This is a genomic window from Aliidongia dinghuensis, from assembly GCF_014643535.1.
In the GTDB taxonomy this organism is placed as follows: domain Bacteria; phylum Pseudomonadota; class Alphaproteobacteria; order ATCC43930; family CGMCC-115725; genus Aliidongia; species Aliidongia dinghuensis.
This window is the reverse complement of the sequence record NZ_BMJQ01000013.1, coordinates 197412-223100: the sequence shown is the minus strand read 5'-3', so window position 1 is coordinate 223100 and position 25689 is coordinate 197412. Positions and strand designations below refer to the sequence as shown.

The following is a 25689-nucleotide window of genomic DNA, read 5'->3' as shown; positions in this document are numbered from 1 at the left end:
CTTCAACAAGCTCAAGCACTTCAGGCGCATCGCCACCAGATATGACCGCAGAGCTATCTATTTCCTCGCCGCCCTGCATCTCGCCAGCGCGATGATCTGGATGCGCTGAATGTCGATTCGTCCTAGGGTCGGATCGAATTGACTGGGATCGCTATGCGTTTCCAGTCAATTCGTGAATCCGTCCCTCATCAAACAGTTAGCGCGCCGCCGTCTCGCTCGGCGGCAGGACGCCGTGCTCCGCGAGCCAGTGCTCGGCCAGCCGAGCCGCCAGGCGATGCCCGGTTGTCGACCAATGGGTGTCGTTCGGCAGATAGAGATCGACGTGCGCCGTCGGATCGAAGCCCTGGTCGAAGCGGACGAGATTGAGCGCTGGATAGTTCGCGAGCAGGTCGAGGCGCGAGACGTGGCGGAACTCCGCCGCCGCGAGGAACGGGCCGTAGGCCGTGAGCTTGTCGGGCGCCACCATGGCGAGGAACAGCGTCCGGCCGTTGGCCTCGACCCGGGCCTGCATCCTGAGCAGGTTGCAGGCTGCCCCCCGCCAGTCCGCCTCGGTCCAGCCGAGCTTGTTGAAATCCTCGCCATAGACCAGGAGCGCGCGGTCGCGACGGCTCGAGAACAGGCCGCCGCGTTCGAGGTCGAGCTCGACCGAGTTCGTCGTCTCCCGGCCCATGATCCAGCGCCGGACATTCTGCGTCAGGTAGGCCGCGGCATAGGATGCCGGCCAGTCGTTCCACGGCCGGTCGGTCGAGCGCATGACGGGCACCGGTGCTGCGGTGGGCGGACCGGGCGTCAGCGCGACCTGCGGCATGGCCGTCTCGGTCGGGCAGGCCTCGCCGGGCGCGCTCGGATGGCCCGGCACGAGGTTGCGCTCGACGATCTCGTAGATGACGACGGCCGGCGGGTCGGTCTTGAACCCATCGCTCGCAAGCAGCCGGCCGACCATGTCGTCATCGCTGTCGAAGATCGCGACCTTGAGGCCGGTGTCGTGCGCCAGATAATGCGGCCAGGTCGTCCCCGGGTGCCAGGGCGATTCGCCGGTGAAACTGTCGCCGATCGCGACGATGTCGTAATGGGCGTCGAGCGTGCCGACGGTGGCCGCGAGCGGCTGGAAATGCTCCTCGGGCCGGGTCCAGCCGAAATCGTTCTCGCTGCGCCAGCCGATGCGCGTGAGGTCGCCCGAGAGCGGCTCCAACAAATGGCCATAGACGCCGAGCGCCGCCGCCAGGCCCAGCGAGAACAGGATCAGCAGATAGGCGTAGCGGCGATGCAAACGGGTGCCCCGGCGACGGAACGGATACGTGGCCGGGATAGCAGGAATCCGACCACGCCGCCATTGGCGCTACACCTGGATGTTCACGCTCACCTGCAGGCCGATCGTCGTGCTGGCGGTCGAGCCCGGGGCGATCTCGGCTGCGCCCACACCGCCATCGTCGGCCTCCGCGGTGTCGCCGAAGCCGAGGCCGGCGTCGCCGCCGGTCGTGCCGCCCTCATTGTTGCCGGCGTTGGGACCGTTGATCACCGCGTCGGCCGCGTCGATCGCCGCCTTGGTTGCCGGGCTCGGCGTGCCGTCGCTGCCGCCTTCGGCCTCGACCTCGCTCTTGGCGAAGTAATAGTCGCCGATCGCATTCACGGTCTTGGCGACCGCGTCGGCGAACTTGTCCTCGGCCTTCTTCGCCTCGCGCGCGACCTTCTTGTCGGGCGAGTTCAGCAGTGGCGGCAAGGCCTTCTTCAAGCCCTTGCCGATCGCGGCCAATGCCGCGACCGCGTCCTTGATCAGCTCGTCATAGGGATCGTCGATCGCGGCGACCGCGGCGCTGGCCGAAACGCCGGACGCGGCGGCGCTGCGCGGGTCGGTAAGCGTGCTTTTGACGTCGAGCGAGGTTGCGACCGTGACGTTGAGCCCGGCGGCCTTGGCGCTCGCCTGCAGCTCTTCAGCACCCTTCAGCGGATTCTGGATCAGGTCCTGCAGCGCCTTCACCAGGTTGGCGCCGTTGACCGGCAGGCCGGCCGTCTGCAGCTGGGCGACCAGCGTCTTTGCGAGGCTGGACGTGACCTTGTTGTCCGCCGTGGTGCCGCTGCCGAGCCCCGCCGCGTTGGCGACGAGCCCCGTCACGGCATTGCCGACCTCGTTCGAATAGCCGCCCTCGACGATATCGGGCACGGACGAGCCATTGCGCGGCGTAGTCGGATTGCTGGCCGCGGCGGTGCCCGCCGTCGCCGTGCCGGAAAGGGTAGGCGAGGTGGGGGCGGCGCCCGCCCCGGCCGACGCCGATGCGCTCGCCGCTTCGGCTTCCGCCGCGGCGCCGATGCTGGCTGCGTCCGCACTGCCAGACGCGCCGCCGGCCTCGGCGATCGCCTGTTCCGCCTGCGCCAGGTCGCGCACGGCGCTTGCGATCTCCTGGGCGATGCGCACCGCCTCCTGCACCGCGCGCAGGCCGCCGCCGAGCAGGTTGAGCGTGCGCAATTGCTGGATCGCGCGGGCGAGCCGGCCGGCGGCGGCATCCTTCGGCGCCTGGGTGCGCTCCTGGGTCGCGACCTGGGTCAAGGTGTTGACCGCGCGCAGCCCGTCCTTGATCGCCTGCGACGCCGGCTTCTGCTTGACGTCGAGCACGATGGCCGAGCCGTATTGCGCGCCGTCGCTGGTACCGACGGTGACCCCGGCCTGCAATGCGCCTGATTGGTTTGTCGACCCGTCGGCATTGGTGTTCGACGTGTATTGCTCATACACGGAAAAGCCGAGTGACGAGACGGCGACCATTTTGGTCCCCTCACAGCAGGTTTAACCTACCGGCGATTGTGCGCCTTGCCCCGGCTCCCGTCAATCGGGCGGGCTTGCTATTTTTAGAAACGGTAATAGAGGAACGGGCTGACGTCGGACATCTGGCCCAGCGCCACGACGAAGCCCAGCGCCAGCAGCAGCGCCCAGGCCGGCGTCGGGCGCCAGGTGAGGTGCCTCCAAGCCTCGGGCCCGCCCAGCACCAGGCTTTGGCTGTTCGGCAGCAGGAAGGCGACGGCGCCGAGCGCGGCGAGCTCGACCCAGACCTCCCGGCCGGGAACGAGGGCGGCGAATGCGCCGCCGTGGCCGGCCAAGGCCGCGAAGATCCGGCCGGCGGTGTCGAACCCGTCGGCGCGGAACAGGACCCACCCCAGCATCACCGCAAGGAAGGTCAAGGCCCAGCCGACCAACCGCGCCGGTGCGCTGGCCGCGACCGTCTCGAGGCCCATGCGCGTGGCGATCGCTCGCCAGGCGTGGTTCAGCATCAGCAGCAGGCCGTGAAAGGCACCCCAGGCGACGAAGGTCCAGGCAGCGCCATGCCAGAGCCCGCCCAGCAGCATGGTCAGGAACAGGTTCAGATAGCGCCGGGCCCGCCCCTGGCGGTTGCCGCCGAGCGAGATGTAGAGATAGTCGCGCAGGAAGCGCGAGAGCGTCATGTGCCAGCGCCGCCAGAACTCGATCGGGCTCGCCGCCTGGTAGGGCGAGGCGAAATTGAGCGGCAGCACGATGCCGAAAAGCCGCGCGGCGCCCAGCGCCATATCGCTGTAGCCGGAAAAGTCGAAATAAAGCTCGAAGCTGTAGGCGAGGGTGGCGGCCCACGCCTCGGCCATGCCGGGCTGGCCGCCGTGCGCGGTCGCATCGAACACCAGGGTCGCGACGGGTGCTATGCCGTCGGCGAGCACGGTCTTCTTGACGAGGCCGATCAGGAACAGGGTGAGGCCGGTCGAGATCATCTGGGCGCTGGGCCGGGCCGTCCGCGGATCGGCGAACTGCGGCATCATCTCGGCATGATGCAGCACCGGGCCGGCCAGGAGATGCGGGAAGAAACTTACAAACAGCAGATAGTCGAGCGGGTCGGCCTCGCGCACCTTGCCGGCGGCGACGTCGACCAGGAAGGCGATCTGGGTGAAGGTGAAGAACGAGATGCCGAGCGGCAGCGCCACGCCCAAGGGCGCCCAGTGGGTCCCGGCGAGCGCTGCCAGGCTCTCGCGGAAGAAATCGGCATATTTGAACCAGCCGAGCAGCGCCAGATCGACCGCGATGGCGCCGCCCAGCAGCAAGCGCCGCCGCTTGAGCTCCGCCGCGGCGATCAGGCGGCCGGCCATATAGTTGAAGGCGACCGAGCCTAGCAGCAGCGCCAGGTAGCGCCAATCCCACCAGCCGTAGAACAGAAGCGAGGCGCCCGCGAGCCACAGCCGCCCGCCGCGCCGGCTCGACCGGGCGAGCCAGAACCAGCCGGCGAGCGTCAGCGGCAGGAATGCCAGGATGTAGGGGAGGGAATTGAACAGCATGGATGTCTAGGCGGGCTCGGGCGGCGACGGTCGCCCATCCTTGCCGCGAGCGACGGCCGGACCCAAGGATTTTTGCGTGGGGGGACCTGCTCGGCTGAGAACCTGCTCAACGGCGACTGGTTCAGGGGATTTCTGCCGGACTGATTACGGGACGCCCGTCCGAATAGCGGTCATTCGGTTCAAGGCTCGGTTGGGCCGCTTTGGGCATCGGCTGCGCGAGCCTCATGCACATGGGCTTGGGCTGTTCGAGGCGACGGTGGCGCGCTGCATGACGGAAGGCCTGGTCGGCGGCGAGGGTTCGCGGTCGATGGCAGCATGATCAAGGCCGGCGCCGGCCGCCCCACCCCAATTGCATCACTTCTGTCAAGCCTGGAACGCGAGTATTAGAGTCGGCAGGTCAGACTTGCGCGATGCAGCGGGGATGATCAGACATGAAGCGCCGCAACTTCATCGCCGCTGCGAGCGTCGTGGCCGGAATGCCGCTCGCGGCCGTGGCGCAGCTGGGTGCAAGCGCGCGCATCGGTTGGATCGCCGGCTACAGACGCCAGATGTCGCAGCCCTTCGTCGCGGCGGTACGGGCCGGCCTCAGCCAGCACGGGTATGTGGAGGGGCGCAATCTCACCATCGAGGAACGGTATCCCGACGACTTGCAGCAGGTTTCGGTCGCGGTTGAGGAATTGCGGCGCATTCCAGTCGATCTGTTTGTGACGCAGGGAGCCGCAACTCGCAGCGTCATCGAGAATGCCGGTCCGATCCCGGTTGTCTACGTCTTCAGCGCCGACCCGATCGAGTATGGACTGGCGCAAAGCCTGGCCCGTCCGACCGGCAACGCGACCGGCATCACGTTGATGATGTTCGACCTCGCCGGCAAGCGGCTGGAACTGCTGCATGAGATCCTGCCGGGGTTGCGTCGCGTCGCGATCGTCGCCAGCCCCGACCATCGCGGCGAAGCCCGCGAACGCCAGAACGCTATCGCAGTGGCAAACCAGCTCGGCATCGAGATCCAATATCTTCCGGCCCGCAGCCGAGCAGAGCTTGATGGTCGGCTCAGTGAGCTTGCCAGCGGAGGGGCGGAGGCGGTCGACGTCTATCCAGATCCGGTCACGACCGGCAACCGAGAGCTGATCATCGAGGTCGCAACGGCGCGGGGTATCCCGGTGATCTCGGGATGGGCAATGTTCGCCGAAAGCGGTGCGTTGTGCACCTATGGGCCTCGGCTGAGTGACTCTTACCAGCGCACGGCCTACTACATTGATCGCATCCTCAAGGGCGCCAAACCCGCCGAGTTGCCGATTGAGCAGCCGACCGTCTTCGATCTCGTCATCAACATGAAGACGGCGAAAACACTCGGCATCGCCATCCCGTCGGCGATCCTGGCTCGCTCGGACCAGGTGATCGAATGAGGGCGGCGCGAAGCCTCTCGAAGGACCGCTATGAGTCGCGAGCGGCCGCTGCTAATTCGGCTTTCAGCCTAGTCCTGATGGCGTGAAGCACGCCAGACGGCCTGGTCTTCGCGCAGCTTGTCGGCCATCGTGTCGGCGGCGCGCTCGAGCCAGGAGCGGCGCCGGCCGTTCAGGTCCTTGCGGATCGCGTCGGCGGCGCCGGCCGTGCCCAGGTGAATGTTCGCGGTTTCCGACCCCATCGCCGTCAGTAGCCGGTCCTCGAGCTTCTTCTTCGGCAGTGCCGCGAGGTCGATGCCGATGCTCTCGGGGGCGAGGCGCCGGATCAGCCATTCGTCTACGGCACCGGCATAGGGGTCGGGGCAGCGGATCGCGCGGGCGAGCAGGTCGTTGTAGCGGATGCGCTTCCGCCCCTTGTCGCGCGCCCAGACCCAGGCGGACGGCAGGAGCGCCTTCGCCTCGCGGGCCACGGTCGAGCCGTGCCATGGGCCAAGCGCCACGTAGCGCGGCCGGCCGAGGCTGCCGAGGCCGGCGGTGCGGTGGACGAAGCGGAGCGCCAGGCCGGTCTGCGGGAAGCGCTTCTCCAGATGCTTCTTCACCTTGTGCGGGATCGTGCCGTCGACATCGGGCAACCCGTTGAGCTTGGCCCAGAACGGCTCCGGATCGCGGAACTCGCCGAACGCGAGCCTGCGCAGCCAGCGGTTCGGCTCCTCCAGCACGAAGGGGCGCGCTTCGCCGTCGAGATGCTTCATATAGCCGGCGAGGATCGTATCGGCGATGCGGTCGCGCGCGATGTCGGCCTGGTTCGATTCGAGCGCCAAGAGGGCCGAGGCGGTGAGGCGCACGAGGTCGAGCGTGTAGGGCGCCATGTGCGCCTCGTCGAAATCATTGACGCCCCAGACGAGCCGCCCCTCGATGTCGCGCCAGGTGCCGAAATTCTCGACATGGAGATCGCCGACCGACAGCACGCGTGGCGCGTCGTTGAGATCCTCGCACAGCCTCGGCCAGAGCTGCGCCCAGCGATAATAGGTCGCGCGCAGGAAGGGAAAGGGGCCCGAGGCCATCGCCTCGTGCTTGCGCGCAAGATCGCTCCGCACCTTGGGAATCTGGGCGAACGCCCAGTGCTCATACGCTTCCGTCGCTTCGATAACGTCCATCATCTGGGCGTTCCTCACTGCGGCATATTGCAACAATGTGATAACGAGCAAATATTACAAATGCTTGTGCAACGCGTCCCGCGACCGCTTGCCGTCATGAACCGGTTCATGTTCCGACAACGGAGGACGTGATGACTTTGATCTTGAACATCCTTTGGCTGATCCTGGGCGGCGGCTTGCTGAGCGGCGCCGCCTGGATCCTGGCCGGCTTGCTGTTCGCGCTGTCGATCGTGGGCCTGCCCTGGGCGCGGGCCGCCTTCAACATCGGCTTCTATACGCTGCTGCCGTTCGGGCAGATGTCGGTCTCGCGCGAGGAACTGTCCGGGCGCATGGATCTCGGCACCGGGCCGTTGGGCACGCTCGGCAACATCATCTGGTTCCTGGTCATCGGCTGGTGGCTGGCGCTGGGTCACCTGGTGCTGGCGGCCGGCTATGCCGTCACCATCATCGGCCTGCCGTTCGCCTGGGTGCATCTGAAGCTGGTGCCGATCGCGCTCTTCCCGATCGGCCAGACCATCGTGTCGACCGACGTCGCCTACGGCCCCCGCTACGGCTGGCGGCGGTAGCGCGGGTGAGGGGCGTGCCGCCGCTCAAAACTGTCCGGTTCCGAACAGGTCTCCGTCCGCTTCCGGACGATCCTCGGCGTTCACCGCTCGGTCAACTCTGAGCAACCTATTGATTTAAAAGGAAACGTACTGCTGGCCCGCGCGTTGCTCCTGATCCTCTCGCAACCCTCGTTGGAGATGGATCATGAACAGCCCCGCTTTCGCCTCTGCCACCAGCTCGCTCCGCCCGGTCCGCGTCGCGTCCGTCCGGAAGCCGGCTCGTGCCGCGCGTTCGAAGAGCCGGCCGGCCACCCTGGCGCCCTCGGTCGGCGGTCGGATCGAGGCGGTGCTGATGGGCGTCACTTTCCTGGCGCTCGCCGGCCTCGCCGTCGCCATGGAAGCAGTCGGCGTTGCGACGGCACTCATCGGCTGAAGCGTTGCTGACGGAGAGCCGTCAATGCCCCGGCAGCGCCGCGATGAAGCGGCGGGCGGCGGCGCCGACCTGCTCGGCCGTGTCGCCGGGCTTGTAGAGCGCCGAGCCCAGGCCGAAGCCGGCGGCGCCGACCTGGAAATAGTCGGCCATGCGCTCGGGCGTGATGCCGCCGACCGGCAGGACCGGCACGTCGGCGGGCAGGACCGCCTTCATTGCCTTGAGGACCGCGGGCGGGTTCGCCTCGGCCGGGAACAGCTTCAGGCCGTCGGCGCCGGCATGGAAGGCCGCGAAGGCCTCGGTCGGCGTCGCGAAGCCGGGCAGCGCCACCATGCGCAGGGCCTTCGCCGCCCGGATCACCTCGGTGTCGGCGTGCGGCATGACGATAAGCCGGCCGCCGGCGGCGCTCACCTCGCTCGCCTGCGTCGGCGACAGCACCGTGCCGGCGCCGATCAGCGCCAGATCGCCGAACTGATGGGCGAGCCGCCCGATGCTGGTGAACGGGTCCGGCGAATTGAGCGGGATCTCGATGATCGAGAAGCCGGCGTCGATGAGTGCCGCCGCAACCGGGGGCGCCTCGTCGGGCTTGATGCCGCGCAGAATGGCGACGAGCGGGCAGCGGGCGAGCGCAGTCTTGAGATCGATCATCGGGGTTACAGTCCTTGTGCCAGGAGGTGGAGACCGGCCGCAGCCCGGTCCGGCGCCAGGGGCTGCGCCACGCGGCCCGTGAGCTCGAGCGCGCGGGCATAGCGCCGGGTCAAATTCTCGTTGCCGATCAGATAGACCGGCCCGGGGATCGCCGCCGTCGCCTGCAGCTCGTGCCCGATCAGCAGGCCCGAGAGATAGGCGGGCAGCGCCGCCGCAGGCAGGTCGTCCATGAGGCCGAGGCTGCGCACGCCGAAGAGATGATGCAGCAGCCCGCCCGCAGTCTTGGCCCGGGCGAGGCCCTCGGCGAAGGCGCGGTCGTCCGGATCGGCCTCGGCCTCCGGCACCGGCATGAGGCGCCCGAGGATCGAATGCTGGCGCAGCACGGCGAACGCCTCGCCGGTCATGTGGGTCTCGAAGCCCGCAATCCGGCCGCCTGAGACCCGCGCCCATTTCGAGTGGGTGCCCGGCAGGCAGACGAGCCCGTCGCCTTGGCCAAGATCGCCAAGCGCGCCCAGGATCTGCACCTCCTCGCCGCGCATCACGTCGGGCACGCCGTGGGCCCGGGTGCTGAGGCCCGGCGCCAGCCAGGTCTGGCCTGGCCAGTCGAAGTCGAGCCGGATCATCGCCTGCCTGATCTCCGCCTCGCCGGCCGGGCAGGGCACATAGGGTGCCTCGCGCCAGCCCTGCCGGCTGCCGATCATGCCGCCGAGCAGCATCAGCCGCTCGGTGCCGAGCCACGGCTCGACCGCCGCACGTAGCACGGCCGCGAAATCGCCGTCGGTCACGGTCAAGATGCCGCGGGGCGAAGCGCAAGCGTCGAGGATCGCGCCGTCCGCAGCGAGCCGATAGGCCCGGAAGCTCGAAGTTCCCCAATCGACGGCGATCATGCAGCCCTCCCACGCGGTGCCTTTTCGTCAGACTATTGGCCCGGCCGGGTCGTTGACAATCGCCGAGAGCAGAGGACACCCTGCCGCAAACAGCGAGGCTCGAGGGAGGGAAGTCGGCATGCGGCTTGATGGATTGCGCGCATTGGTCACGGGCGGCACCGGCGGGATCGGCGGCGCCATCGCCCAGGCGCTTCGGGACGCCGGGGCGGAGGTGCTTGCGACGGGCCTCGGCGCCGGCGAGGTCGCGGCCGCCGAGACGGCCCCTGCCTTCGCCGGCATCGCAGCACGGCCGCTCGACGTCGCCGACCCGGCTGCCGTCCGGGACTTGGTCGACAGCCTCGACCGGCTCGACATCCTGGTGAATGCCGCCGGCATGATCGTGCGCGGTGGTGCCGGTGGGCAGGGCGGCGAGTTCGAGGTCGAGACGTTCCAGCGCGTGGTCGAGGTCAACCTGACCGGCTCGATGCGGCTCGCGACCGCCTGCCGGCCGCTCCTGGCCGAGCGCGGCGGGGCCGTCGTCAACATCGCCTCGATGCTGAGCTTCTTCGGCAGCGGCGCCTCGCCCGCCTACAGCGCCAGCAAGGGCGGCGTCGCGCAGCTCACCAAGAGCCTCGCGATCGCCTGGGCGCCGGATCGCATCCGGGTCAACGCCATCGCGCCCGGCTGGATCGAGACGACCTTGACCAAGCCGCTGCAGCAGGATGCCGCGCGCAGTGCCGCGATCATTGCGCGCACGCCGCTCGGCCGCTGGGGCCGGCCGGAGGACATCGGCGGTGCCGCGGTGTTCCTGTGTTCGCCCGCCGCTGCCTTCGTCACGGGCGTGGTGCTGCCGGTCGACGGCGGCTACGCGATCGCTTGAGGAGAGATGCGATGAAGTTCGAACAGGCGACCGGCATCCAGCCTGAGATCGCGATCCCCGCCATCCCCGAGGATGAGCGGATTTGGGTCCCGCAGGCCGACAATGTGTGGTTCCGGCCGCTCTTGCTCAATACGGTCACCGGCGGCTGGTCCAACCTGCTGCGCGTGCGCAAGTCGGGCGTGCTGAGCCGGCATCGCCACCCGATGATCGTCACCGGCTATGTCATCAAGGGCAGCTGGCGCTACCTGGAGCATGACTGGGTCGCGACCGAGGGCAGCTTCGTCTACGAGCCGCCGGGCGAGATCCACACGCTCGTCGTCGACGAGGGCGTGCCGGAGATGATCACCTTCTTCACCATCTCCGGCGCCATGATCTATCTCGATGCCGAGGGCCGGACGACCGGCTACGAGGACGTGTTCAGCAAGATCGAGATGTGCCGACGGCACTACCACGCCGTCGGCCTCGGCGACTACGTCGATCAGTTCATCAGATGATGAACTGGTCCATCAGGTGAGTGCCTCGAGGTCGGCGCCCGAGATCGGGCGGCGGACCACGAAGGTGTAGACGAGCGCGGAGCAGAGCGCGATGGCGGCGCCCACGATCAAGGCCGGCACGAAGGAGCCGGTGTTGTAGACGATGACGCCGGTCAGCGCCGGCGCCAGCGTGCCGCCCAGGTAGCCGCCGAAATTCTGGATCGAGCCGATCGAGGCGACGTAGTTGGGCGGCGCCGCGGCGGTGACGAGCGCCCAGGACGTTGCGCTCGACACATTGCCGCAGAACACCGCGAGGCAGATGAAGAACAGGGCCAGCTGCCAGCTGTCGGTGAAGGCGGCTGGAATGGTGAAGAGCGCCATACCGGCGAGCCCGCCGATGATCGGGATCTTGCGGCTCATCATCGGCGTATGGCCGCGGGCGGCGAGCCAGTCCGAGATGGCGCCGCCGACGATCGAGCCGATGAAGCCGAACACATAGGGCACCGACGCATAGATGCCAGTCTTCATGATGCTCATGTGCCGCTCGATCTCGAGATAGCCCGGCAGCCAGGTGAGGTAGAGCCAGATCAGATAGACCGTGCCGAAGAAGCCCAGCACCATGCCCCAGGTCGTGCGGAAGCGGAACAGGCGCAGCCATTGGCCGAAGCTGACGCCCTCGGTACGCGGCGGCTCGCCCTCGCGGATAGCGGCCTTGTCGGCCTCGCTGACGCCGGCGTCGCCCGGGTCGCGATAGATCAGGTACCAGATGATCGCCGCCAGCACGCCCATGACGCCCATGGCAATGAACATGGCGCGCCAGCCCCAGCCCAGCATCAGCCACGTCAAGAGCGGCGGCGCGAGGGCCGGACCCAGGGTCGAGGCCGAATTGAAGATGCCGGTCGGCAGGCCGCGGTCGCGCACGTTGAACCAGTTGGAGACGACGCGCGCGCCGGTCGGGAATTGCGGCGCCTCGCCGATGCCGAGCACGATGCGGGCATAGAGGAATTGGGCATAGCCGTTGACGAAGCCGGCCGCCCCCTGTGCCAGCGACCAGATGGCGAGGCCGACGCCCAGGAGCGTGCGCGGGCCGACCCGATCCACCAGGCCGCCGGTCGGCAGCTGCGAGAAGGCGTAGCTTAGCGAGAAGGCGGACAGGAGATAGCCCATCTGCGCCACGTCCAGCCTGAGTTCCGAACGGATCTCCGGATTGCCGATCGCAAGCGTCTGACGGTCAAGATAGTTGATGGCGCCGGTGATCAGCAGCAGCAGCAGGGACAAGCGCTGCATGCGCCGGACCTTCGGCGAGACGGGTGATGCCATGTCACTCCCCTTCGCGCGCCCGCGGCTTCGGCGCGCGTTCGTTCTGGTTGTTCGGCCGCGGCGGTCAAGAGTGCCGATTTGTCCGACAACTGACAATCGGCTTTTGTCAGACAAAACGACGCCTCGAAATTGACGAGATCTCTTCCCATATCGAGGCCGGTCTTTCGTTGCTGGGGGATAGCCATGGGTGCCTCACGCTTGCTTGCCGCAGCACTGCTCGTGACCTTGCCGTCGCTGGGTTTCGCCCAAGGCACCGTGCCGGAGTCGGCATTGGTCGGGCCGACTTTCTCCATGCAGCCTGGCTCCATGCAGCCTGGTGCCAATGGCGCCCAGGCCCCGCAGGTGGCGACGCCCAATCAGAACGTGCTCGGCAACAGCGGCGTGCAGGCCGCGCCGACACTGAAATCGCCGCCTGTTGCACCCGGCACGCCCGGTGCGCTCATCCCGAAACGGCCGATGGGCACGGTGACGGCGGATGACCCGGTCCGTCGTGCCTATGTCCAGTCGCTGCAGGAGCAGCTGCCAGCCCACGGCTACCGGCCGGGACCGGTCACCGGCCGGCTCGACGCCCAGACCGAGCGGGCGATCCGGGCCTATCAGCGCGACGCCGGCATCACGCCCAACGTCCAGTCCGCCTACGTGCTGAAGCAGACGCTCGACAGCGTCAGTTTTGCCCGACCGCCGATCCAGGCGGCGGCGGGCCCCGCGGTGAACAGGGCTGGTGGCGGCTCGATCGCCTTCGTCCAGCGCAGCCTCGCCGCCAAGGGCTATGATCCGGGGCCGGCCGACGGCAAGCTCGGCGCCCGTACGGTGAACGCCATCAAGCAATTCCAGGGCGACCGCGGCCTGCCGCGCGACGGCAAGGTGACGCCGCAGCTGCTGGGGCTGCTGGGCAAGGCCTGAGCCCGATCCGATCCGTTACCGGGGTGGGCGCCGGAACCCCATCCTGGCTCGCTCGACCTCGGCTCTGATCGCGCAGCCTTCCGCATGGTCGTTGATCAGTCCCATGGCCTGCATGAACGCATAGACGGTCGTGGGACCGACGAATGACCAGCCTCGTTTCTTCAGATCCTTCGACAAGGCAATCGATGCGGCGGAGGTCGAGACCGTCTGCGGCTTCGCAAGCTCTTCGGCAGCCGGCTCGTAGCGCCAGACGTAGCGCGCGAGCGATCCCGCCTCCTTGACGAGTTCCTGCGCCCGTTTCGCATTGTTGATGACGGCCGCGATCTTGCCGCGATGGCGAACGATCCCGTCATCCTTGAGCAGACGCTCGACATCGCTGTCGGTGAAGCGGGCAATCCTGTCGAAATCAAAACGGTGGAACGCCGCGCGGAAATTCTCGCGCTTGGCCAGGATTGTGCGCCAGCTCAGACCCGACTGGAAACCTTCCAGGCAAAGTTTCTCGAAGAGCCGGCGGTCGTCATCGACCGGGAACCCCCATTCGGTGTCGTGATAGGGGAGGAACTCCGGCGCCGCCGCACTCCAGCGGCAGCGCGGCTGGCCGTCCGGCCCCGGTGTGGTCTCGCTCATCGATCAGCCTGCAAGAAAGGCCAGCCGTTCATCGGTCCGGCCTGGCGTGATTTCGAGGACATCCGGCGCAACGCGACAAATACTCCAGCCGGTTCTCCTATAAGATGTTTGGGTGAGCATTTCATCCCCGATCCGCTCCCGCCCATCGAGCGACTAATTGAGAAACCTAACTTTCGATTGAGTCGCTGACCCGAAAGCGTCATATCGTCGCGTTAGATTGACTCGGGAATGAGAATTTTCCGAGGAGATCGGCCATGGCAGACGCAGCGGTATTCGAAGGTTCGGCGGGCGGCAGGACACGGCGCCTCAGCCTCGGGATCTTCTTCGCGGTGCTCGCGGTTGGCCTCGGCTATGTCGCGGTGCACCTGTCCGACGATCTGGCTCCGGTCAAGGAAAGCTCGTCGCTGCCGTTCATTCTCTTGGGCATCGCGCTGCTGATCGCACTCGGCTTCGAGTTCGTGAACGGCTTCCACGACACGGCCAACGCCGTCGCGACCGTGATCTATACCCACTCGATGCAGCCGAGCATCGCGGTCGTCTGGTCCGGCTTCTTCAACTTTCTGGGCGTGCTGACCTCGACCGGGGCGGTCGCTTTCGGCATCATTTCGCTCCTTCCGGTCGAGCTCATCCTGCAGGTCGGCAGCCAGGCCGGCTTCGCCATGGTGTTCGCGCTCCTGATCGCGGCGATCCTGTGGAACCTCGGCACCTGGTACTTCGGCCTGCCCAATTCGAGCTCGCACACGCTCATCGGCTCGATCATCGGCGTCGGCCTGATGAACCAGCTGCTGGCCGGCTCGTCCGGCACCAGCGGCGTCGACTGGGGCCAGGCGGTCGGCATCGGCCGAGCGCTGCTGTTCTCACCGCTCGTCGGCTTCGTCCTGTCAGCCGTGCTCCTGTTGATCGCCAAGGCGGTCATCAAGTCACGCAAGCTCTACGAGGCGCCCAAGGGCAAGACGCCGCCGCCGTTCTGGATCCGTGGCTTGCTGGTCTTGACCTGCACCGGTGTCAGCTTCGCCCATGGCTCGAACGACGGGCAGAAGGGCATGGGCCTCATCATGCTGATCCTGATCGGCACGGTGCCGACCGCCTTCGCGCTCAACCGCGCGGTGACGCCGGACCAGACGCAGGTGTTCGTCGCCGTATCGCAGCAGGCAACCGGCGCGCTCGCGCACTATGCTCCGGCCGGCGCGCCGGCCTCGGTCGATGCGCGCAAGGAAGTGACGGACTATGTCCGGACCCGCGAGTTGGCGCCGGTCACCATCCCTGCGCTCGCGGCGCTCGCCACCACGATCGGCCAGAACGTCGCGAAGTACCATGATTTCACTGCCGTGCCGCAGGGCCAGGTGAGCAACGTGCGCAACGACATGTATCTGGCCAGCGAGGCGCTCAGGCTGATCGGCAAGAGTGGCCAGCCGGCGTTCAGCGACAATGACAAGGACGTGCTCAAGACCTACTCGAAGCAGCTCGACACCGCGACGAAGTTCATCCCGACCTGGGTCAAGGTCGCGGTCGCGCTGGCGCTGGGCATGGGCACCATGGTCGGCTGGAAACGCATCGTCGTGACCGTCGGCGAAAAGATCGGCAAGGACCACCTGACCTATGCCCAGGGCGCCTCGGCTGAGCTGATCGCAGCCACGACGATTGCGGCGGCCGACGCGTGGGGCCTGCCGGTTTCGACGACCCACGTGCTGTCGTCCGGCGTCGCCGGCACGATGGCGGCCAACGGCTCGGGCCTGCAGTGGGAGACCATCCGCAACATGATCCTGGCCTGGGTGCTGACGCTCCCGGCCTCGATCATCATCTCGGGCTGCCTGTTCTTCCTGTTCCGCCAGGTGTTCTGACGAGGGGGGCGCTCTCAGGCGGAGCGGACTCGCGCCAGGAACCGCCGGACCTCCTCATCGAGGGTCGTCGCCTGGGTCTTGAGCGAGTCCGCAGCCGTCAGCACATGGCCCGCGGCACTGCCCGTTTCGCTGGCGCCGTTTGCGACCGTGCCGATGATCTGCGTCACTTCCCGCGTGCCGCTCGCGGCCTCCTGGGCATTGCGCGAGATCTCGACGGTCGCCGCCCCCTGTTCTTCGACCGCGCTTGCGATGCTGGTGGCGATGCCGTCGACCTCCTCGATCGTGCGCGAGATCGCGGTGATGGCGCCTGCGGCGTCGCGCGTCGCGGTCTGGATCTCGGCGATCTGGGCGCCAATCTCCTCGGTCGCGCGCGCCGTGCGGTTGGCGAGGTTCTTGACCTCGGAGGCGACGATGCCGAAGCCGCGCCCGGCCTCGCCGGCCCGCGCCGCTTCGATGTTGGCGTTCAGGGCCAGGAGATTGGTCTGGCCGGCGATGTCGGCGATCAGCCCCACGACCTCGCCGATCCGGTCGGTCGTTGCCGTGAGCGCGCGCACGACGTCGTCGGTCCGCCGCGCCTCCGCGGCAGCCTGGCGCGTGGCTGTCGCTGACTGCTCGACCCGCTGGCCGATCTCGCGGCTGGAGGCGCTCAGTTCCTCGACCGCGGCCGCGACAGCGCCGACGCTGTGGGCGGCGAGCTCGGCGGCCGACGCCACGCGCTCCGTCAGCGCCTGCGTCTCACCCGCCGTGCCGTGCATGCCCTGGGCGGTGCCGCGCAGGTCGCCTGCCGCGTGGCCGAGCGTCTCGACCATCACGCCGACGCGCTGTTCGAACTCCTTCGTGACGGCGGCGAGATGGGCGGCGCTCTCCAGCTTCGCGCGGGTTTCCGCCTCGGCCACGCGCCCGAGCCGCTCCGCCTCGGCCGAATGGCCGCGCAGCACCTCGACTGCCGTCGCCATGGCGCCGATCTCGTCGCTCCGGTCGCGGTAGGCGACGTCGAGCTCGAACTCGCCCCGAGCGATACGCGAGACGGTGTCGGTCATGGCCTGCACGGGTGCCACCAGGCGGCGCAGCAGGATCATGAGCGTGGCACCGACGATCGCGACCTCGCCCAGCACGATCAGCAGGGCGACGGTGAGCTTCGCCGCCGCATCGGCGCTTTCCGCCTCGCCAAGGCCGACCGCCTCGTCCATCGCCGCCTCGCGCACGGGCACGATATCGGTCAGCGCCGCGACGGTGAATTTGCGGTAATCGGCGTACGACATTCCCCAGTCGACATGATTGAGCGCGGCGTTGACCAGCGCCTGGTAGTGCGGCTCCGACTGTGCGAAGAAGCCGTCGCGCGCCCGGTCGCGGGCAGCGATGAGCCGGGCGCTCGGCCGGATCTGCTCAATGGTGACGAGCGCCCGCTCCCAGGCGCCGGCGATCCGGCCCGACAGGGCCATGGCCTTGGCGACGTCGTCGGGTGCGAAGGGCTTGCCGTTGATCCAGGGCGTCATGAGCGTGCTGCGCGCCCCGGCATTATCGCGCATCGCCATCATCTGGCTGCCCAGCTGGGCCAGCATGCCGATTGCCGGGTCGGCCTGGACGATGCCGGTCTCGAGCGCGCCGAGGCGCGCGCGGATGCGGTCGGCGAGACCGACGCGCGCCGCGAGCAATTCCTTCGGGAAGTTGGCGTCACGCGCGCCGAGCGGCTTCGCGATCGCGGCGGCCGTCTTGCCGCGCAGGTCCATGATGGTGTTGCGCGCGTCGTCGACGATCGCCAGCGAACCGGCGTCGGCCATCGTCACAGTGCTGCGGGCAAGCGCCTCGTCGGTTGCGGCCTTGGACTTCGCCAGCGCCTCGAGATTGGGCGTCTCGGCGAGCACCGCCTCCTGAAGCTGCCCGGATTCGATTGCGATCGTGGTGAGCACGCGCATGAGATCGCTCATGGCGCGTGCCTCCCGCGTCACGGTGCGGGCGTGGAGCCACTCAGCCGTCGCCGCGGAGGCCATCCAGCCCGAAACGCCGACGGCCGGTACGGCCAGCGCGGCGAGGCCGACCAAAAATAACGTGCGGATACGCATGTCTTCGCTCCAGGATCCCCGTCCCAGGGTGGCGCGATCACGGCGGCGCACCTGGCCCGGGACGAGCTCATCTATGGAGCAGCGGCGGCTTCCGGATGGTTAATGCCGCCGGCAAACGTCGGCCTATCCACTAGGCCCGTGGATAGACCCGCACCTGGCGGGGACGCCAGCGACACCGGTGCCCCTCGGCAAGCGCGTGGCGCCGGGCTTCCTCGACGCCGAGCTCCGCCGTCACCAGCGCGCCATCATGATCGAGCGTCAGGCGCGCACGAGGCCCGATGGCATGCAGATCGACGAGCATGCCGTCGAGCGCCGGCCCGTCGACAAAGGGGGCGAGCTCGACCTGATGCGGCCGGAACCAGGCGACGGCCGGGCCGTCAGGCAGGGCCACACCCTCGTCCAGGACCACGCTGCCCGCGCGGGCGACGCCGGCCGTGATCGTGCAGGGGATCTCGTTCGCATGGCCGAGGAAGCCGTAGACGAAGGGCGAGGCGGGTGCCGCATAGACGTCCGCCGGCGTGCCGACCTGCTCGATCCGGCCGGCGCGCATGACGACGATCCGGTCGGCGAGCTCCATCGCCTCTTCCTGGTCGTGGGTGACGAAGACGGTGGTGACGCCCAAGCGCCGGTGCAGCTCCTTCAGCCAGAGACGCAGCTCGGTCCTGACCTTGGCGTCGAGCGCGCCGAACGGCTCATCCAGCAGCAGGATCTTCGGCTCGACTGCCAGCGCGCGGGCGAGCGCCACGCGCTGCCGCTGGCCGCCCGACAGCTGCTGCGGATAGCGCTGGCCCAGGCCCGGCAGATGAACGAGCTCCAAGAGCTCCGCGACGCGGGCTGCGATCACGGCCTTGCCGGGCCGCCTGGAGCGCGGCCGGATCGTAAGGCCGAACGCGATATTGTCCGCGACGGTCATGTGCTTGAACAGCGCGTAATGCTGGAACACGAATCCCACGCCGCGCCGGTTGGGCGGCAGCGCCAGCGCGTCGGTCTCGCCGAAGTGCAAACTGCCGGCCTCGGGCGTCTCGAGCCCGGCCATCGTGCGGAGCAGCGTGGTCTTGCCTGAGCCGGATGGGCCCAAGAGCGCCAGGAATTCGCCGTCGGCGATCGTGAGATCGACGCCGGAAACGGCCGGCGTCGTGCCGTATCGGCAGACGATGCCGGAAATCTCGATCTGCATGGGTCCTCTTATCGGCCGGCGGTCGACGGATCGCCGCTGAGGCGCCATTCGAGCAGGCTCTTCGCGACCAGGGTCACGAGCGCCAGGAGCGCCAGCAGTGCAGCGACGGTGAAGGCCGCGGGCAGGTTGTACTCGTTATAAAGCACTTCGATGTGCAGCGGCATGGTGTTGGTCAGGCCGCGGATGTGGCCCGACACGACCGAGACGGCGCCGAACTCGCCCATCGCCCGCGCGTTGCTGAGCAGCACACCGTAGAGCAGGCCCCAGCGCACGTTCGGCAGTGTTACGCGGCGGAAGGTCTGCCAGCCGCTGGCGCCGAGCGTGAGCGCCGCTTCCTCCTCGTGCCGCCCCTGGGCTTCCATGAGCGGGATGAGCTCGCGCGCGACGAACGGCAAAGTCACGAACACGCTCGCCAACACGATGCCCGGCACGGCGAACACGATCTTGATGCCATGGGCCGAGAGCCAGGGGCCGAGCAGCCCCTGGGCGCCGAACACCAGCACATAGACGAGGCCCGAGACGACCGGGGAGATCGACAGCGGCAGGTCGATCAGGGTCACCAGCAGGCTGCGGCCGGGAAAGTCGAACTTGGCGATCGCCCAGGAGGCGGCGAGGCCGAAGACGAGGTTGAGCGGCACCGCGATACCGGCGATCAGCAGGGTGAGCCGGATCGCCGACTGGGCGTCCGGCTCCTGAAGGGCGGCGAGCGGTGCCGCGAGCCCCTCGCCGAGCGCGCGGGCGAAGACCAGCACGAGCGGCGCCACCAGAAAGACCAGCAGGATCAGGAAGGTGAGCGCGATCAGGCCCCCTGAGGCAAGGCGGTTTGGCGCGAGGCGGTTAGTGACCACGGCGATGCCGGTTCCAATATTGCAGCCCGTTGATCGCGAGCATGATCGCGAACGAGGCGACGAGCATCAGCGAGCCCAGGACGGAGGCGCCGAGCACGTCGAACTGCTCGAGCTTGACCACGATCAGCAGCGGCACGATTTCCGACAGGCCGGGCACGTTGCCGGCGATGAAGATGACCGAGCCGTATTCGCCGATGCCGCGGCCGAAGGCGAGGGTGAAGCCGGTCAAGAGCGCCGGCCAGAGCGCCGGCAGGATGACCCGGCGGAAGATCTGCCAGGATGTGGCGCCAAGCGTCGCCGCCGCTTCCTCGACGTCGCGGTCGAGGTCGGCCAGCACCGGCTCGACCGCGCGCACGACGAACGGCAGCCCGACGAAGGCGAGCGCCACGCCGATGCCGAGCGGCGTGAACGCGACGGGGATGCCGAGTGCGGCAAGCGGTGCGCCGAACCAGCCGGTCTCGGCATAGAGTTCGGTCAGCGCAATGCCGGCGACGGCGGTCGGCAGCGCGATCGGCAGGTCGACCAGCGCGTCGAGCAGGCGCCGGCCCCAGAAACGGTAGCGCACCAGCACCCAGGCGACGAGCAGGCCCAGGCCGACGTCGAACGTCGCCGTCAGGAACGAGATGCCGAAGCTGGCACGGAACGCGGCCTCGACGCGCGGCTGGGCCGCCTGGGCGACGAAACCGGCCCAGCCGATGCCGCTCGCGCGGAGGACCAGGGCCGCGAGCGGCAGCAGTACCACGATCGAGAGATAGGCGAGCGTGAATCCCAGCGTCACCGGCAGGCCCGGCAGCACCCGGCGGGATCGGCGACGGGGCGATGCACGGGTACGCGAAATCGCGCTGTCCGCCCGACCCTCACCCGGCTCGCGGGAGAGGGCAGGGGCGCGGCCCGTCAGGGCCGGGAAGGGTGAGGGCGCCGCCGCGGGATGGGCCTTCGTCATGGACCCGGCTTGTAGATCTGGTCGAACGTGCCGCCGTCGGCGAAATGCTTGGCCTGCGCCGCCTGCCAGCCGCCGAAGTCGTGGTCGATCGTCACCAGCTCAAGCTTGGGGAAGCGGTCGGCGTATTTCGCCGCGACCTCGGCCAGGCGCGGGCGGAAATAGTGCTTCGCCGCCAGTTCCTGGCCCTCCGGCGTATAGAGGAAGCGCAGGTAAGCCTCGGCGACCTTCGCGGTGCCGTGCTTCTGGGCGTTGGCGTCGACGACCGCGACCGTGGGCTCGGCCAGGATGCTGATCGACGGCACGACGATCTCGAGCCCCTCGCGGCTCATCTCCCGGCTGGCCAGGAACGCCTCGTTCTCCCAGGCGATCAGCACGTCGCCCTGCCGGCGCTGGGCGAAGGTGATCGTGGCACCGCGGGAGCCGGTGTCGAGCACGGGCACGTGCTTGAACAGGTCGGCGACGAACGCCTTGGCCTTCGCCTCGTCGCCGTTGCCGGCCTTGAGGCCATAGGCCCAGGCCGCGAGATAGTTCCAGCGCGCGCCGCCCGAGGTCTTGGGATTGGGCGTGATGACCGAGACGCCCGGCTTCACCAGGTCGCCCCAGTCGTGGATGCCTTTGGGATTGCCCTTCCGGACCAGGAACACGATGGTCGAGGTATAGGGCGCGCTGTTGTCCGGCAGGCGGCTCTGCCAGTCGGCCGGCAGCAGCTTCGCCTGGCGGGCGATGGCGTCGATGTCATAGGCAAGCGCCAGCGTCACGACATCGGCTTCGAGCCCGTCGATCACCGCGCGCGCCTGGGCGCCCGAGCCGCCGTGCGAGGTGCGGATGGCGACCGTCTCGCCAGTCTCGGCCTGCCATTTGGGGGCGAAGACCTTGCCGACCTCGGCATAGAACTCACGGGTCGGGTCATAGCTCACGTTCAGGAGCGTGGTCTCGCCGTGGGCCTGGGCGGTGAGTGCCGAGAGGGCCAGGAGCGCGAGGCCCACCAGGCCGAGCGTCGTCAGTCGGAACGTCATGGGATCGGTCTTTCGCGGCATGGATCAGGCGCGCCTTCGGTCAGGTGCGGGCGAGCGCCTGGGCCACGTCGGCCAGGATGTCGTCGATATGCTCGATGCCGACCGCAAGCCGGACATAGCCGTCGGTCACGCCGGTCTTGAGCCGGTCTTCGGGCGAGAGCTGGGCGTGCGTGGTCGACGCCGGATGGATCGCGAGGCTGCGCACGTCGCCGATATTGGCGACGTGGTAGAACAGCTCGAGCGCGTCGATGAAGGCCCGGCCGGCGTCGGCGCCGCCGGTGAGCTCGAAGCCCACGAGCGCACCCAGGCCGCCCTTGAGGTAGGTCTCGGCGCGGCGCTTGTCCTCGCCGGTCGCGAAACCCGGATAGATCACCCGCTCGACCTTCGGATGGCCGGCCAGATAGTCGGCCACCGCCTTGGCGTTCGCCGCATGGGCCTTGATGCGGAGCGGCAGGGTCTCGAGCCCCTGGATGAACTGGAAGGCGTTGAACGGGCTCAGGGCGGCGCCGATGTCGCGCAGCAACGTCACGCGTGCCTTCAGGATATAGGCGATGGGCCCAAGCGGCTTCGCGGCCTCGGTCCAGATGGCGCCGTGATAGCTGGGGTCGGGCGTGTTCAGGCTTGGGAACCGGTCGGCGTGGGCTGCCCAGTCGAAGGTGCCGCTGTCGATGATCACGCCGCCGATCGAGGTGCCGTGGCCGCCGATGTATTTCGTCGTCGAATGGACGACGACCGCGGCGCCATGGTCGAGCGGGCGGCAGAGGATGGGTGCCGCGGTATTGTCGACGATGAGCGGCACGCCCAGGCGCCGGCCGAGGGCGGCGACCTCGGCGATCGGGAAGACGCGCAGGCTCGGGTTCGGCAGGGTTTCGGCGAACCAGGCGCGCGTCCGGCTGTCGCTCGCTCGGGCAAACGCCTCCGGATCGGCCGGGTCGACGAAGCGTGCCTCGATGCCGAGCGTCTTGAACGTGTTCGCGAACAGGTTCCAGGTGCCGCCGTAGAGGTCGGTCGAGCTCACGAAATTGTCGCCGGCATGGGCGATGTTCTGCAGCGCGATGAAGGCTGCCGCCTGGCCCGAGCTCAGGGCGAGGGCGGCAGCACCGCCCTCGAGCGCCGCCAGCCGCTCCTCGAGCACGGCGGTCGTCGGGTTCATGATGCGGGTATAGATGTTGCCCAGTTCCTCGAGGCCGAACAGGCGGCCCGCCTGGGCCGTGTCGTCGAACTGGAAGGACGTGGTCTGATAGATCGGCACCGCAACCGCGTGGGTCGCCGGATCGCGCCGGTAGCCGGCATGGAGCGCCAGCGTCTCCGGATTTTTCCAATTTGACATTGTAAAATTAGACCCCTCTCGCCGATGTGACAGGTGCGTCCGAACAATGCGATTAAGTCATTGATAAGACGCGTCTCAGCTATCCGAGGCAGGAGACGCCACGCTTAGCCGTACTTGTAGAGCGCCCGCAAGCTCAAGCTCAAATCGGCGCTGACGGCCCTTACGATAGGGCGCTAAGGCCATCTGTCAAATGTATTTTACGACGTGCGTATGTGTAAAAATGACTGAGTACGGTTGTGGAATGTAAGCGAGCCTCGCCCGCTGGCTCGCCGAGGGGCTTGCGTCGGCGGAAACGGGCGACTAGGGTGGCGCCTTCGTGGAATTTGGGCCGGCCGGCTTGCGACCACGTAAAAAATCGCTAAAAGGTCGGAGAGCCGCGGCAAAGCGGCGCTTCCACCGAGGCCGGCATGGCAACGGGAGTATCCCGCGGTGGAAGAATTCGATCCCGAGACCCAATTGATCCGTGGCGGCCTGGCCCGCTCGTCGTTCGGCGAGACGGCCGAGGCGATCTACATGACCTCGGGTTTCGTCTATCAGTCGGCCGAGGCGGCGGAGGCGCGCTTCAAGGGCGAGGAGCCCGGCTTCATCTATTCGCGCTACGGCAACCCGACCGTGCGCATGTTCGAAGAGCGCCTGGCCGGCCTCGACGGGGCGGAGCTGGCCTACGCGACGGCGAGCGGCATGGCGGCGGTGTTCAACGGGCTCTTGGCCTGCGTCAAGGCCGGCGACCATGTGCTGGCGAGCCGGGTGCTGTTCGGCTCCTGCTTCTACATCATCCAGACCCTGCTGCCGCGCTACGGCGTCGAGACGAGCTTCGTCGACAGCGCCGATCCGGCCGACTGGGCGAAGGCCATGCGGCCCAACACCAAGGTCGTGTTCCTGGAAACGCCGGCCAACCCGACCCTGGCGCTGCTCGACCTTAAGGCGATCGCCGACATCGCCCACGCCGGCGGCGCCCGGCTGATGGTCGACAATGCGCTGGCGAGCCCGATCGTGCAGCGGCCGTTCGAGTTCGGCGCTGATATCGTCGTCTATTCCGCGACCAAGCATATCGACGGCCAGGGCCGCTGTCTCGGCGGCGCCATCCTCGCCGACAAGGCGTTCCTCGAGACCGAGTTCCAGCCGTTCCTGCGCCACACCGGCCCGGCCTTGAGCCCGTTCAACGCCTGGGTCCTGGTCAAGGGCCTCGAAACCCTGGCGCTCCGCGTCGAGCGGCAGAGCGAGACCGCGTTGAAGCTCGCGCGCCGGGTCGAGGCGCACGGCGCCGTCAAGGCGACACTCTATCCGTTCCTCGAAAGCCACCCGCAGCACGCGCTCGCGCGCAGCCAGATGACGACCGGCGGCACGCTCTTGTCGCTTGATCTCGGGTCCAAGGCGGCCGCCTTCGCCTTCCTGAACGCACTCGAGATCGTCGACATCTCGAACAATCTCGGCGATGCGAAGTCGCTCGCGACCCATCCGGCGACCACGACCCACCGGGCCCTGCCCGAGGCCGACCGCCGCGCCATCGGTATCGGCGACGGGCTCGTGCGCGTCTCGATCGGGCTCGAGAGCGAGGCAGCACTCGCCCGCGATTTCGAACGCGCGCTCGATGCCGCCCACGCTGCGGCGTGACCTGAAAAAAGGACGTCATTCCCCGCGCAGGCGGGAATGACGGAAAGCTTGTAGACCTTAGGAGAGTGATGATGAGTCTTGGATACGCTGGCGACGTTTCGCCGACTGAAGCCTGGCAGAAGCTCGCGACCGACCCGCGCGCCGTCCTCGTCGACGTGCGCACCAACGCCGAATGGTCCTATGTCGGCCTGCCGGACCTGGCGCAGCTCGGCAAGCCGGTGCACAAGCTCGCCTGGCAGATCTTCCCGGAGATGCAGGTGAATACCGGCTTCGTCGACGGCATCAAGGCGGCCGGCATCGGGCCGGACCAGCCGATCCTGCTGCTCTGTCGCTCGGGCGTGCGCAGCGCGTCGGCAGCCAAGCTCTTGACTCAGTCGGGCTTCACCGCGTGCTACAACGTCCGCGACGGGTTCGAGGGGCCGGGCGATGCGGAGCGGCATCGCGGCCGGGTCGCGGGCTGGAAATTCGAGGGGCTGCCCTGGGCCCAGGGCTGAAGCCCCGGCACAGCGAGAGGAACTGAAGCGAGATGAAGTCGCGGGTGACCTGGGTCGAGAACCGCATGTTCGTCGGCGAGTCGGGCAGCGGCCATTCGGTCGTGATGGACGGAGCGCCTGAAGCGGGCGGCCGCAATGCCGGCATCCGGCCCATGGAGATGCTGCTCATTGGGCTCTGCGGCTGTACGGCGTTCGACGTCGTGCTGATCCTGGAGCGCGGCCGGGAGACCGTGACGAGCTGTGTCGTCGAGGCCGAGGCCGAACGGGCGGAGACCGATCCCAAGGTCTTCACCCGCGTCCATCTCGTCTACAAGGTCTCGGGCCGCAACCTGAAACTCGACAAGGTCGAGCGTGCCGTCGCACTCTCGGCCGAGAAATACTGCTCGGCCTCGATCATGTTCGGCAAGACCGCGGTCCTGACGCACGAGATCCAGCTCCGCGAGGAGTGAGCCTCAGCCGATCCGCTTGAGGCGCAGCGCCGACCAGGTAGCATCGATCGCGATCTGCGCGACGCAATCGAGCCCGACGGTCGGCGCGTAGTCGTGGATCACGTCGCGCTGGATGTCGCTCGCGAGCGGCGTGCCGAGCTTCGGGTAGGCGAGCCACAGGATGGCGCCCGGCGTGAGCTGGGCTGCCAGCGCCGGCAGGCGCTGCTCGAGCTCGGCCTTGGAGCGGGCGAAGGCCAGCACGACCTCGGCCTCGGCGAGATCGCCCGTCGTCGGGACTTCGGGGCCGATCGCGAGTTCGAGCCCTGCCGGCAGATCGACCACAGCGAGCCGGCGGCCATGTTTCACCTGCAGCTTCTCGGCAAGCGGCTTGTCGGACAT

General features: G+C 68.1%; 25 protein-coding genes, 1 pseudogene and 1 riboswitch. Of the genes and pseudogenes, 11 read left to right on the top strand and 15 right to left on the bottom strand.

Annotated elements, in window-relative coordinates:
* Nucleotides 1–109: pseudogene (locus IEY58_RS34460) on the top strand (IS5-like element ISNeu3 family transposase); the annotation flags it as partial.
* Between the two features lie 87 nt (nt 110–196).
* On the opposite strand, the gene IEY58_RS23850 reads toward IEY58_RS34460, so the two are convergent.
* From IEY58_RS23850 to IEY58_RS23840, 3 genes are all read right to left on the bottom strand, one after another.
* On the bottom strand, nt 197–1270 hold the full coding sequence (locus tag IEY58_RS23850; protein WP_189050466.1) for a hypothetical protein: 1074 nt from the start codon (nt 1268–1270) through the stop codon (nt 197–199).
* Nucleotides 1271–1339: 69 nt separating this feature from the next.
* A complete protein-coding gene (locus tag IEY58_RS23845) occupies nt 1340–2758 on the bottom strand; it encodes a hypothetical protein (protein WP_189050465.1) in 1419 nt (472 codons plus the stop codon).
* Between the two features lie 83 nt (nt 2759–2841).
* Nucleotides 2842–4287, bottom strand: a complete 1446-nt coding sequence (locus tag IEY58_RS23840) for an MBOAT family O-acyltransferase (protein ID WP_189050463.1) — start codon at nt 4285–4287, stop codon at nt 2842–2844.
* A gap of 431 nt (nt 4288–4718) precedes the next feature.
* Between IEY58_RS23840 and IEY58_RS23835 the strand changes: the two genes are divergently transcribed.
* Nucleotides 4719–5690 (top strand): ABC transporter substrate-binding protein, encoded by a 972-nt coding sequence (locus IEY58_RS23835; protein WP_189050461.1) that lies wholly within the window; start codon nt 4719–4721, stop codon nt 5688–5690.
* Nucleotides 5691–5758: 68 nt separating this feature from the next.
* Here the strand turns inward: IEY58_RS23835 and IEY58_RS23830 are convergent, their stop codons facing one another.
* Nucleotides 5759–6847: a DUF2252 family protein gene (locus IEY58_RS23830; RefSeq protein ID WP_229743912.1), complete on the bottom strand. Its 1089-nt coding sequence runs from the start codon at nt 6845–6847 to the stop codon at nt 5759–5761.
* 128 nt (nt 6848–6975) lie between these two features.
* On the opposite strand from IEY58_RS23830, the gene IEY58_RS23825 reads away from it, so the two are divergent.
* A complete protein-coding gene (locus tag IEY58_RS23825) occupies nt 6976–7410 on the top strand; it encodes a YccF domain-containing protein (protein WP_189050459.1) in 435 nt (144 codons plus the stop codon).
* Between the two features lie 184 nt (nt 7411–7594).
* A complete protein-coding gene (locus IEY58_RS23820) occupies nt 7595–7822 on the top strand; it encodes a hypothetical protein (protein WP_189050457.1) in 228 nt (75 codons plus the stop codon).
* Nucleotides 7823–7843: 21 nt separating this feature from the next.
* On the opposite strand, the gene IEY58_RS23815 is transcribed toward IEY58_RS23820, so the two are convergent.
* Both IEY58_RS23815 and IEY58_RS23810 read right to left on the bottom strand, forming a co-directional pair.
* The gene (locus IEY58_RS23815) at nt 7844–8467 is read right to left on the bottom strand and encodes a 2-dehydro-3-deoxy-6-phosphogalactonate aldolase (RefSeq protein WP_189050455.1); all 624 of its coding nucleotides are present in this window, start codon (nt 8465–8467) and stop codon (nt 7844–7846) included.
* A 5-nt stretch (nt 8468–8472) separates the two neighbouring features.
* Nucleotides 8473–9354, bottom strand: coding sequence for a 2-dehydro-3-deoxygalactonokinase (locus IEY58_RS23810; protein WP_189050453.1), 882 nt, complete (start codon nt 9352–9354; stop codon nt 8473–8475).
* Between the two features lie 118 nt (nt 9355–9472).
* On the opposite strand from IEY58_RS23810, the gene IEY58_RS23805 reads away from it, so the two are divergent.
* Together IEY58_RS23805 and IEY58_RS23800 are read left to right on the top strand one after the other, a co-directional pair.
* Nucleotides 9473–10213 carry an SDR family NAD(P)-dependent oxidoreductase gene (locus IEY58_RS23805; RefSeq protein ID WP_189050451.1) on the top strand — a complete coding sequence of 247 codons (741 nt, stop codon included), beginning with the start codon at nt 9473–9475 and terminating at the stop codon, nt 10211–10213.
* 11 nt (nt 10214–10224) lie between these two features.
* Entirely contained in the window at nt 10225–10707 is a 483-nt protein-coding gene (locus IEY58_RS23800) for a 2,4'-dihydroxyacetophenone dioxygenase family protein (protein ID WP_189050449.1), read from the top strand.
* 12 nt (nt 10708–10719) lie between these two features.
* Here IEY58_RS23800 and IEY58_RS23795 read toward each other — a convergent pair whose 3' ends face one another.
* A complete protein-coding gene (locus IEY58_RS23795; RefSeq protein WP_189050447.1) occupies nt 10720–12006 on the bottom strand; it encodes an MFS transporter in 1287 nt (428 codons plus the stop codon).
* A 183-nt stretch (nt 12007–12189) separates the two neighbouring features.
* On the opposite strand from IEY58_RS23795, the gene IEY58_RS23790 reads away from it, so the two are divergent.
* A complete protein-coding gene (locus tag IEY58_RS23790; protein ID WP_189050445.1) occupies nt 12190–12909 on the top strand; it encodes a peptidoglycan-binding domain-containing protein in 720 nt (239 codons plus the stop codon).
* Between the two features lie 15 nt (nt 12910–12924).
* Here the strand turns inward: IEY58_RS23790 and IEY58_RS23785 are convergent, their stop codons facing one another.
* Complete coding sequence (locus IEY58_RS23785; protein WP_189050443.1) at nt 12925–13536, bottom strand: DNA-3-methyladenine glycosylase I; 612 nt, start codon at nt 13534–13536, stop codon at nt 12925–12927.
* A gap of 254 nt (nt 13537–13790) precedes the next feature.
* Between IEY58_RS23785 and IEY58_RS23780 the strand changes: the two genes are divergently transcribed.
* Nucleotides 13791–15377: an inorganic phosphate transporter gene (locus tag IEY58_RS23780; protein WP_189050441.1), complete on the top strand. Its 1587-nt coding sequence runs from the start codon at nt 13791–13793 to the stop codon at nt 15375–15377.
* Between the two features lie 14 nt (nt 15378–15391).
* Here the strand turns inward: IEY58_RS23780 and IEY58_RS23775 are convergent, their stop codons facing one another.
* From IEY58_RS23775 to IEY58_RS23750, 6 genes are all read right to left on the bottom strand, one after another.
* Nucleotides 15392–17440: a methyl-accepting chemotaxis protein gene (locus IEY58_RS23775; RefSeq protein WP_189050439.1), complete on the bottom strand. Its 2049-nt coding sequence runs from the start codon at nt 17438–17440 to the stop codon at nt 15392–15394.
* 130 nt (nt 17441–17570) lie between these two features.
* Nucleotides 17571–18617 (bottom strand): sulfate/molybdate ABC transporter ATP-binding protein, encoded by a 1047-nt coding sequence (locus tag IEY58_RS23770; RefSeq protein ID WP_189050437.1) that lies wholly within the window; start codon nt 18615–18617, stop codon nt 17571–17573.
* A gap of 8 nt (nt 18618–18625) precedes the next feature.
* Nucleotides 18626–19465, bottom strand: coding sequence for a sulfate ABC transporter permease subunit CysW (gene cysW, locus IEY58_RS23765; protein ID WP_407648436.1), 840 nt, complete (start codon nt 19463–19465; stop codon nt 18626–18628).
* Entirely contained in the window at nt 19455–20261 is an 807-nt protein-coding gene (gene cysT / locus IEY58_RS23760; RefSeq protein WP_229743911.1) for a sulfate ABC transporter permease subunit CysT, read from the bottom strand. The genes cysW and cysT overlap by 11 nt, the downstream gene beginning before the upstream one ends.
* Before the next feature lie 143 nt (nt 20262–20404).
* Complete coding sequence (locus IEY58_RS23755) at nt 20405–21424, bottom strand: sulfate ABC transporter substrate-binding protein (RefSeq protein WP_189050433.1); 1020 nt, start codon at nt 21422–21424, stop codon at nt 20405–20407.
* Between the two features lie 40 nt (nt 21425–21464).
* On the bottom strand, nt 21465–22754 hold the full coding sequence (locus tag IEY58_RS23750; RefSeq protein WP_189050431.1) for an O-acetylhomoserine aminocarboxypropyltransferase/cysteine synthase family protein: 1290 nt from the start codon (nt 22752–22754) through the stop codon (nt 21465–21467).
* 306 nt (nt 22755–23060) lie between these two features.
* Nucleotides 23061–23136, top strand: a riboswitch (SAM riboswitch).
* A 47-nt stretch (nt 23137–23183) separates the two neighbouring features.
* On the opposite strand from IEY58_RS23750, the gene metZ reads away from it, so the two are divergent.
* From metZ to IEY58_RS23735, 3 genes are all read left to right on the top strand, one after another.
* Nucleotides 23184–24368 (top strand): O-succinylhomoserine sulfhydrylase, encoded by a 1185-nt coding sequence (gene metZ, locus IEY58_RS23745; RefSeq protein WP_189050429.1) that lies wholly within the window; start codon nt 23184–23186, stop codon nt 24366–24368.
* A 68-nt stretch (nt 24369–24436) separates the two neighbouring features.
* Nucleotides 24437–24862: a rhodanese-like domain-containing protein gene (locus IEY58_RS23740; RefSeq protein WP_308422451.1), complete on the top strand. Its 426-nt coding sequence runs from the start codon at nt 24437–24439 to the stop codon at nt 24860–24862.
* A gap of 32 nt (nt 24863–24894) precedes the next feature.
* Nucleotides 24895–25311, top strand: a complete 417-nt coding sequence (locus tag IEY58_RS23735) for an OsmC family protein (protein WP_189050427.1) — start codon at nt 24895–24897, stop codon at nt 25309–25311.
* 3 nt (nt 25312–25314) lie between these two features.
* Here IEY58_RS23735 and IEY58_RS23730 read toward each other — a convergent pair whose 3' ends face one another.
* On the bottom strand, nt 25315–25689 hold the full coding sequence (locus IEY58_RS23730) for a DUF3052 family protein (protein WP_189050425.1): 375 nt from the start codon (nt 25687–25689) through the stop codon (nt 25315–25317).

Coding starts and splice junctions, on each gene's coding strand:
- IEY58_RS23780 (WP_189050441.1), top strand. CDS start 13,791: ATGGCAGACGCAGCGGTATTCGAAGGTTCGGCGGGCGGCAGGACACGG.
- IEY58_RS23820 (WP_189050457.1), top strand. CDS start 7,595: ATGAACAGCCCCGCTTTCGCCTCTGCCACCAGCTCGCTCCGCCCGGTC.
- IEY58_RS23730 (WP_189050425.1), bottom strand. CDS start 25,689: ATGTCCGACAAGCCGCTTGCCGAGAAGCTGCAGGTGAAACATGGCCGC.
- IEY58_RS23800 (WP_189050449.1), top strand. CDS start 10,225: ATGAAGTTCGAACAGGCGACCGGCATCCAGCCTGAGATCGCGATCCCC.
- IEY58_RS23830 (WP_229743912.1), bottom strand. CDS start 6,847: ATGATGGACGTTATCGAAGCGACGGAAGCGTATGAGCACTGGGCGTTC.
- IEY58_RS23815 (WP_189050455.1), bottom strand. CDS start 8,467: ATGATCGATCTCAAGACTGCGCTCGCCCGCTGCCCGCTCGTCGCCATT.
- IEY58_RS23735 (WP_189050427.1), top strand. CDS start 24,895: ATGAAGTCGCGGGTGACCTGGGTCGAGAACCGCATGTTCGTCGGCGAG.
- IEY58_RS23825 (WP_189050459.1), top strand. CDS start 6,976: ATGACTTTGATCTTGAACATCCTTTGGCTGATCCTGGGCGGCGGCTTG.
- IEY58_RS23750 (WP_189050431.1), bottom strand. CDS start 22,754: ATGTCAAATTGGAAAAATCCGGAGACGCTGGCGCTCCATGCCGGCTAC.
- IEY58_RS23835 (WP_189050461.1), top strand. CDS start 4,719: ATGAAGCGCCGCAACTTCATCGCCGCTGCGAGCGTCGTGGCCGGAATG.
- IEY58_RS23790 (WP_189050445.1), top strand. CDS start 12,190: ATGGGTGCCTCACGCTTGCTTGCCGCAGCACTGCTCGTGACCTTGCCG.
- IEY58_RS23785 (WP_189050443.1), bottom strand. CDS start 13,536: ATGAGCGAGACCACACCGGGGCCGGACGGCCAGCCGCGCTGCCGCTGG.
- IEY58_RS23740 (WP_308422451.1), top strand. CDS start 24,437: ATGATGAGTCTTGGATACGCTGGCGACGTTTCGCCGACTGAAGCCTGG.
- IEY58_RS23805 (WP_189050451.1), top strand. CDS start 9,473: ATGCGGCTTGATGGATTGCGCGCATTGGTCACGGGCGGCACCGGCGGG.
- IEY58_RS23810 (WP_189050453.1), bottom strand. CDS start 9,354: ATGATCGCCGTCGATTGGGGAACTTCGAGCTTCCGGGCCTATCGGCTC.
- IEY58_RS23755 (WP_189050433.1), bottom strand. CDS start 21,424: ATGACGTTCCGACTGACGACGCTCGGCCTGGTGGGCCTCGCGCTCCTG.
- IEY58_RS23845 (WP_189050465.1), bottom strand. CDS start 2,758: ATGGTCGCCGTCTCGTCACTCGGCTTTTCCGTGTATGAGCAATACACG.
- IEY58_RS23795 (WP_189050447.1), bottom strand. CDS start 12,006: ATGGCATCACCCGTCTCGCCGAAGGTCCGGCGCATGCAGCGCTTGTCC.
- IEY58_RS23775 (WP_189050439.1), bottom strand. CDS start 17,440: ATGCGTATCCGCACGTTATTTTTGGTCGGCCTCGCCGCGCTGGCCGTA.
- IEY58_RS23770 (WP_189050437.1), bottom strand. CDS start 18,617: ATGCAGATCGAGATTTCCGGCATCGTCTGCCGATACGGCACGACGCCG.
- IEY58_RS23840 (WP_189050463.1), bottom strand. CDS start 4,287: ATGCTGTTCAATTCCCTCCCCTACATCCTGGCATTCCTGCCGCTGACG.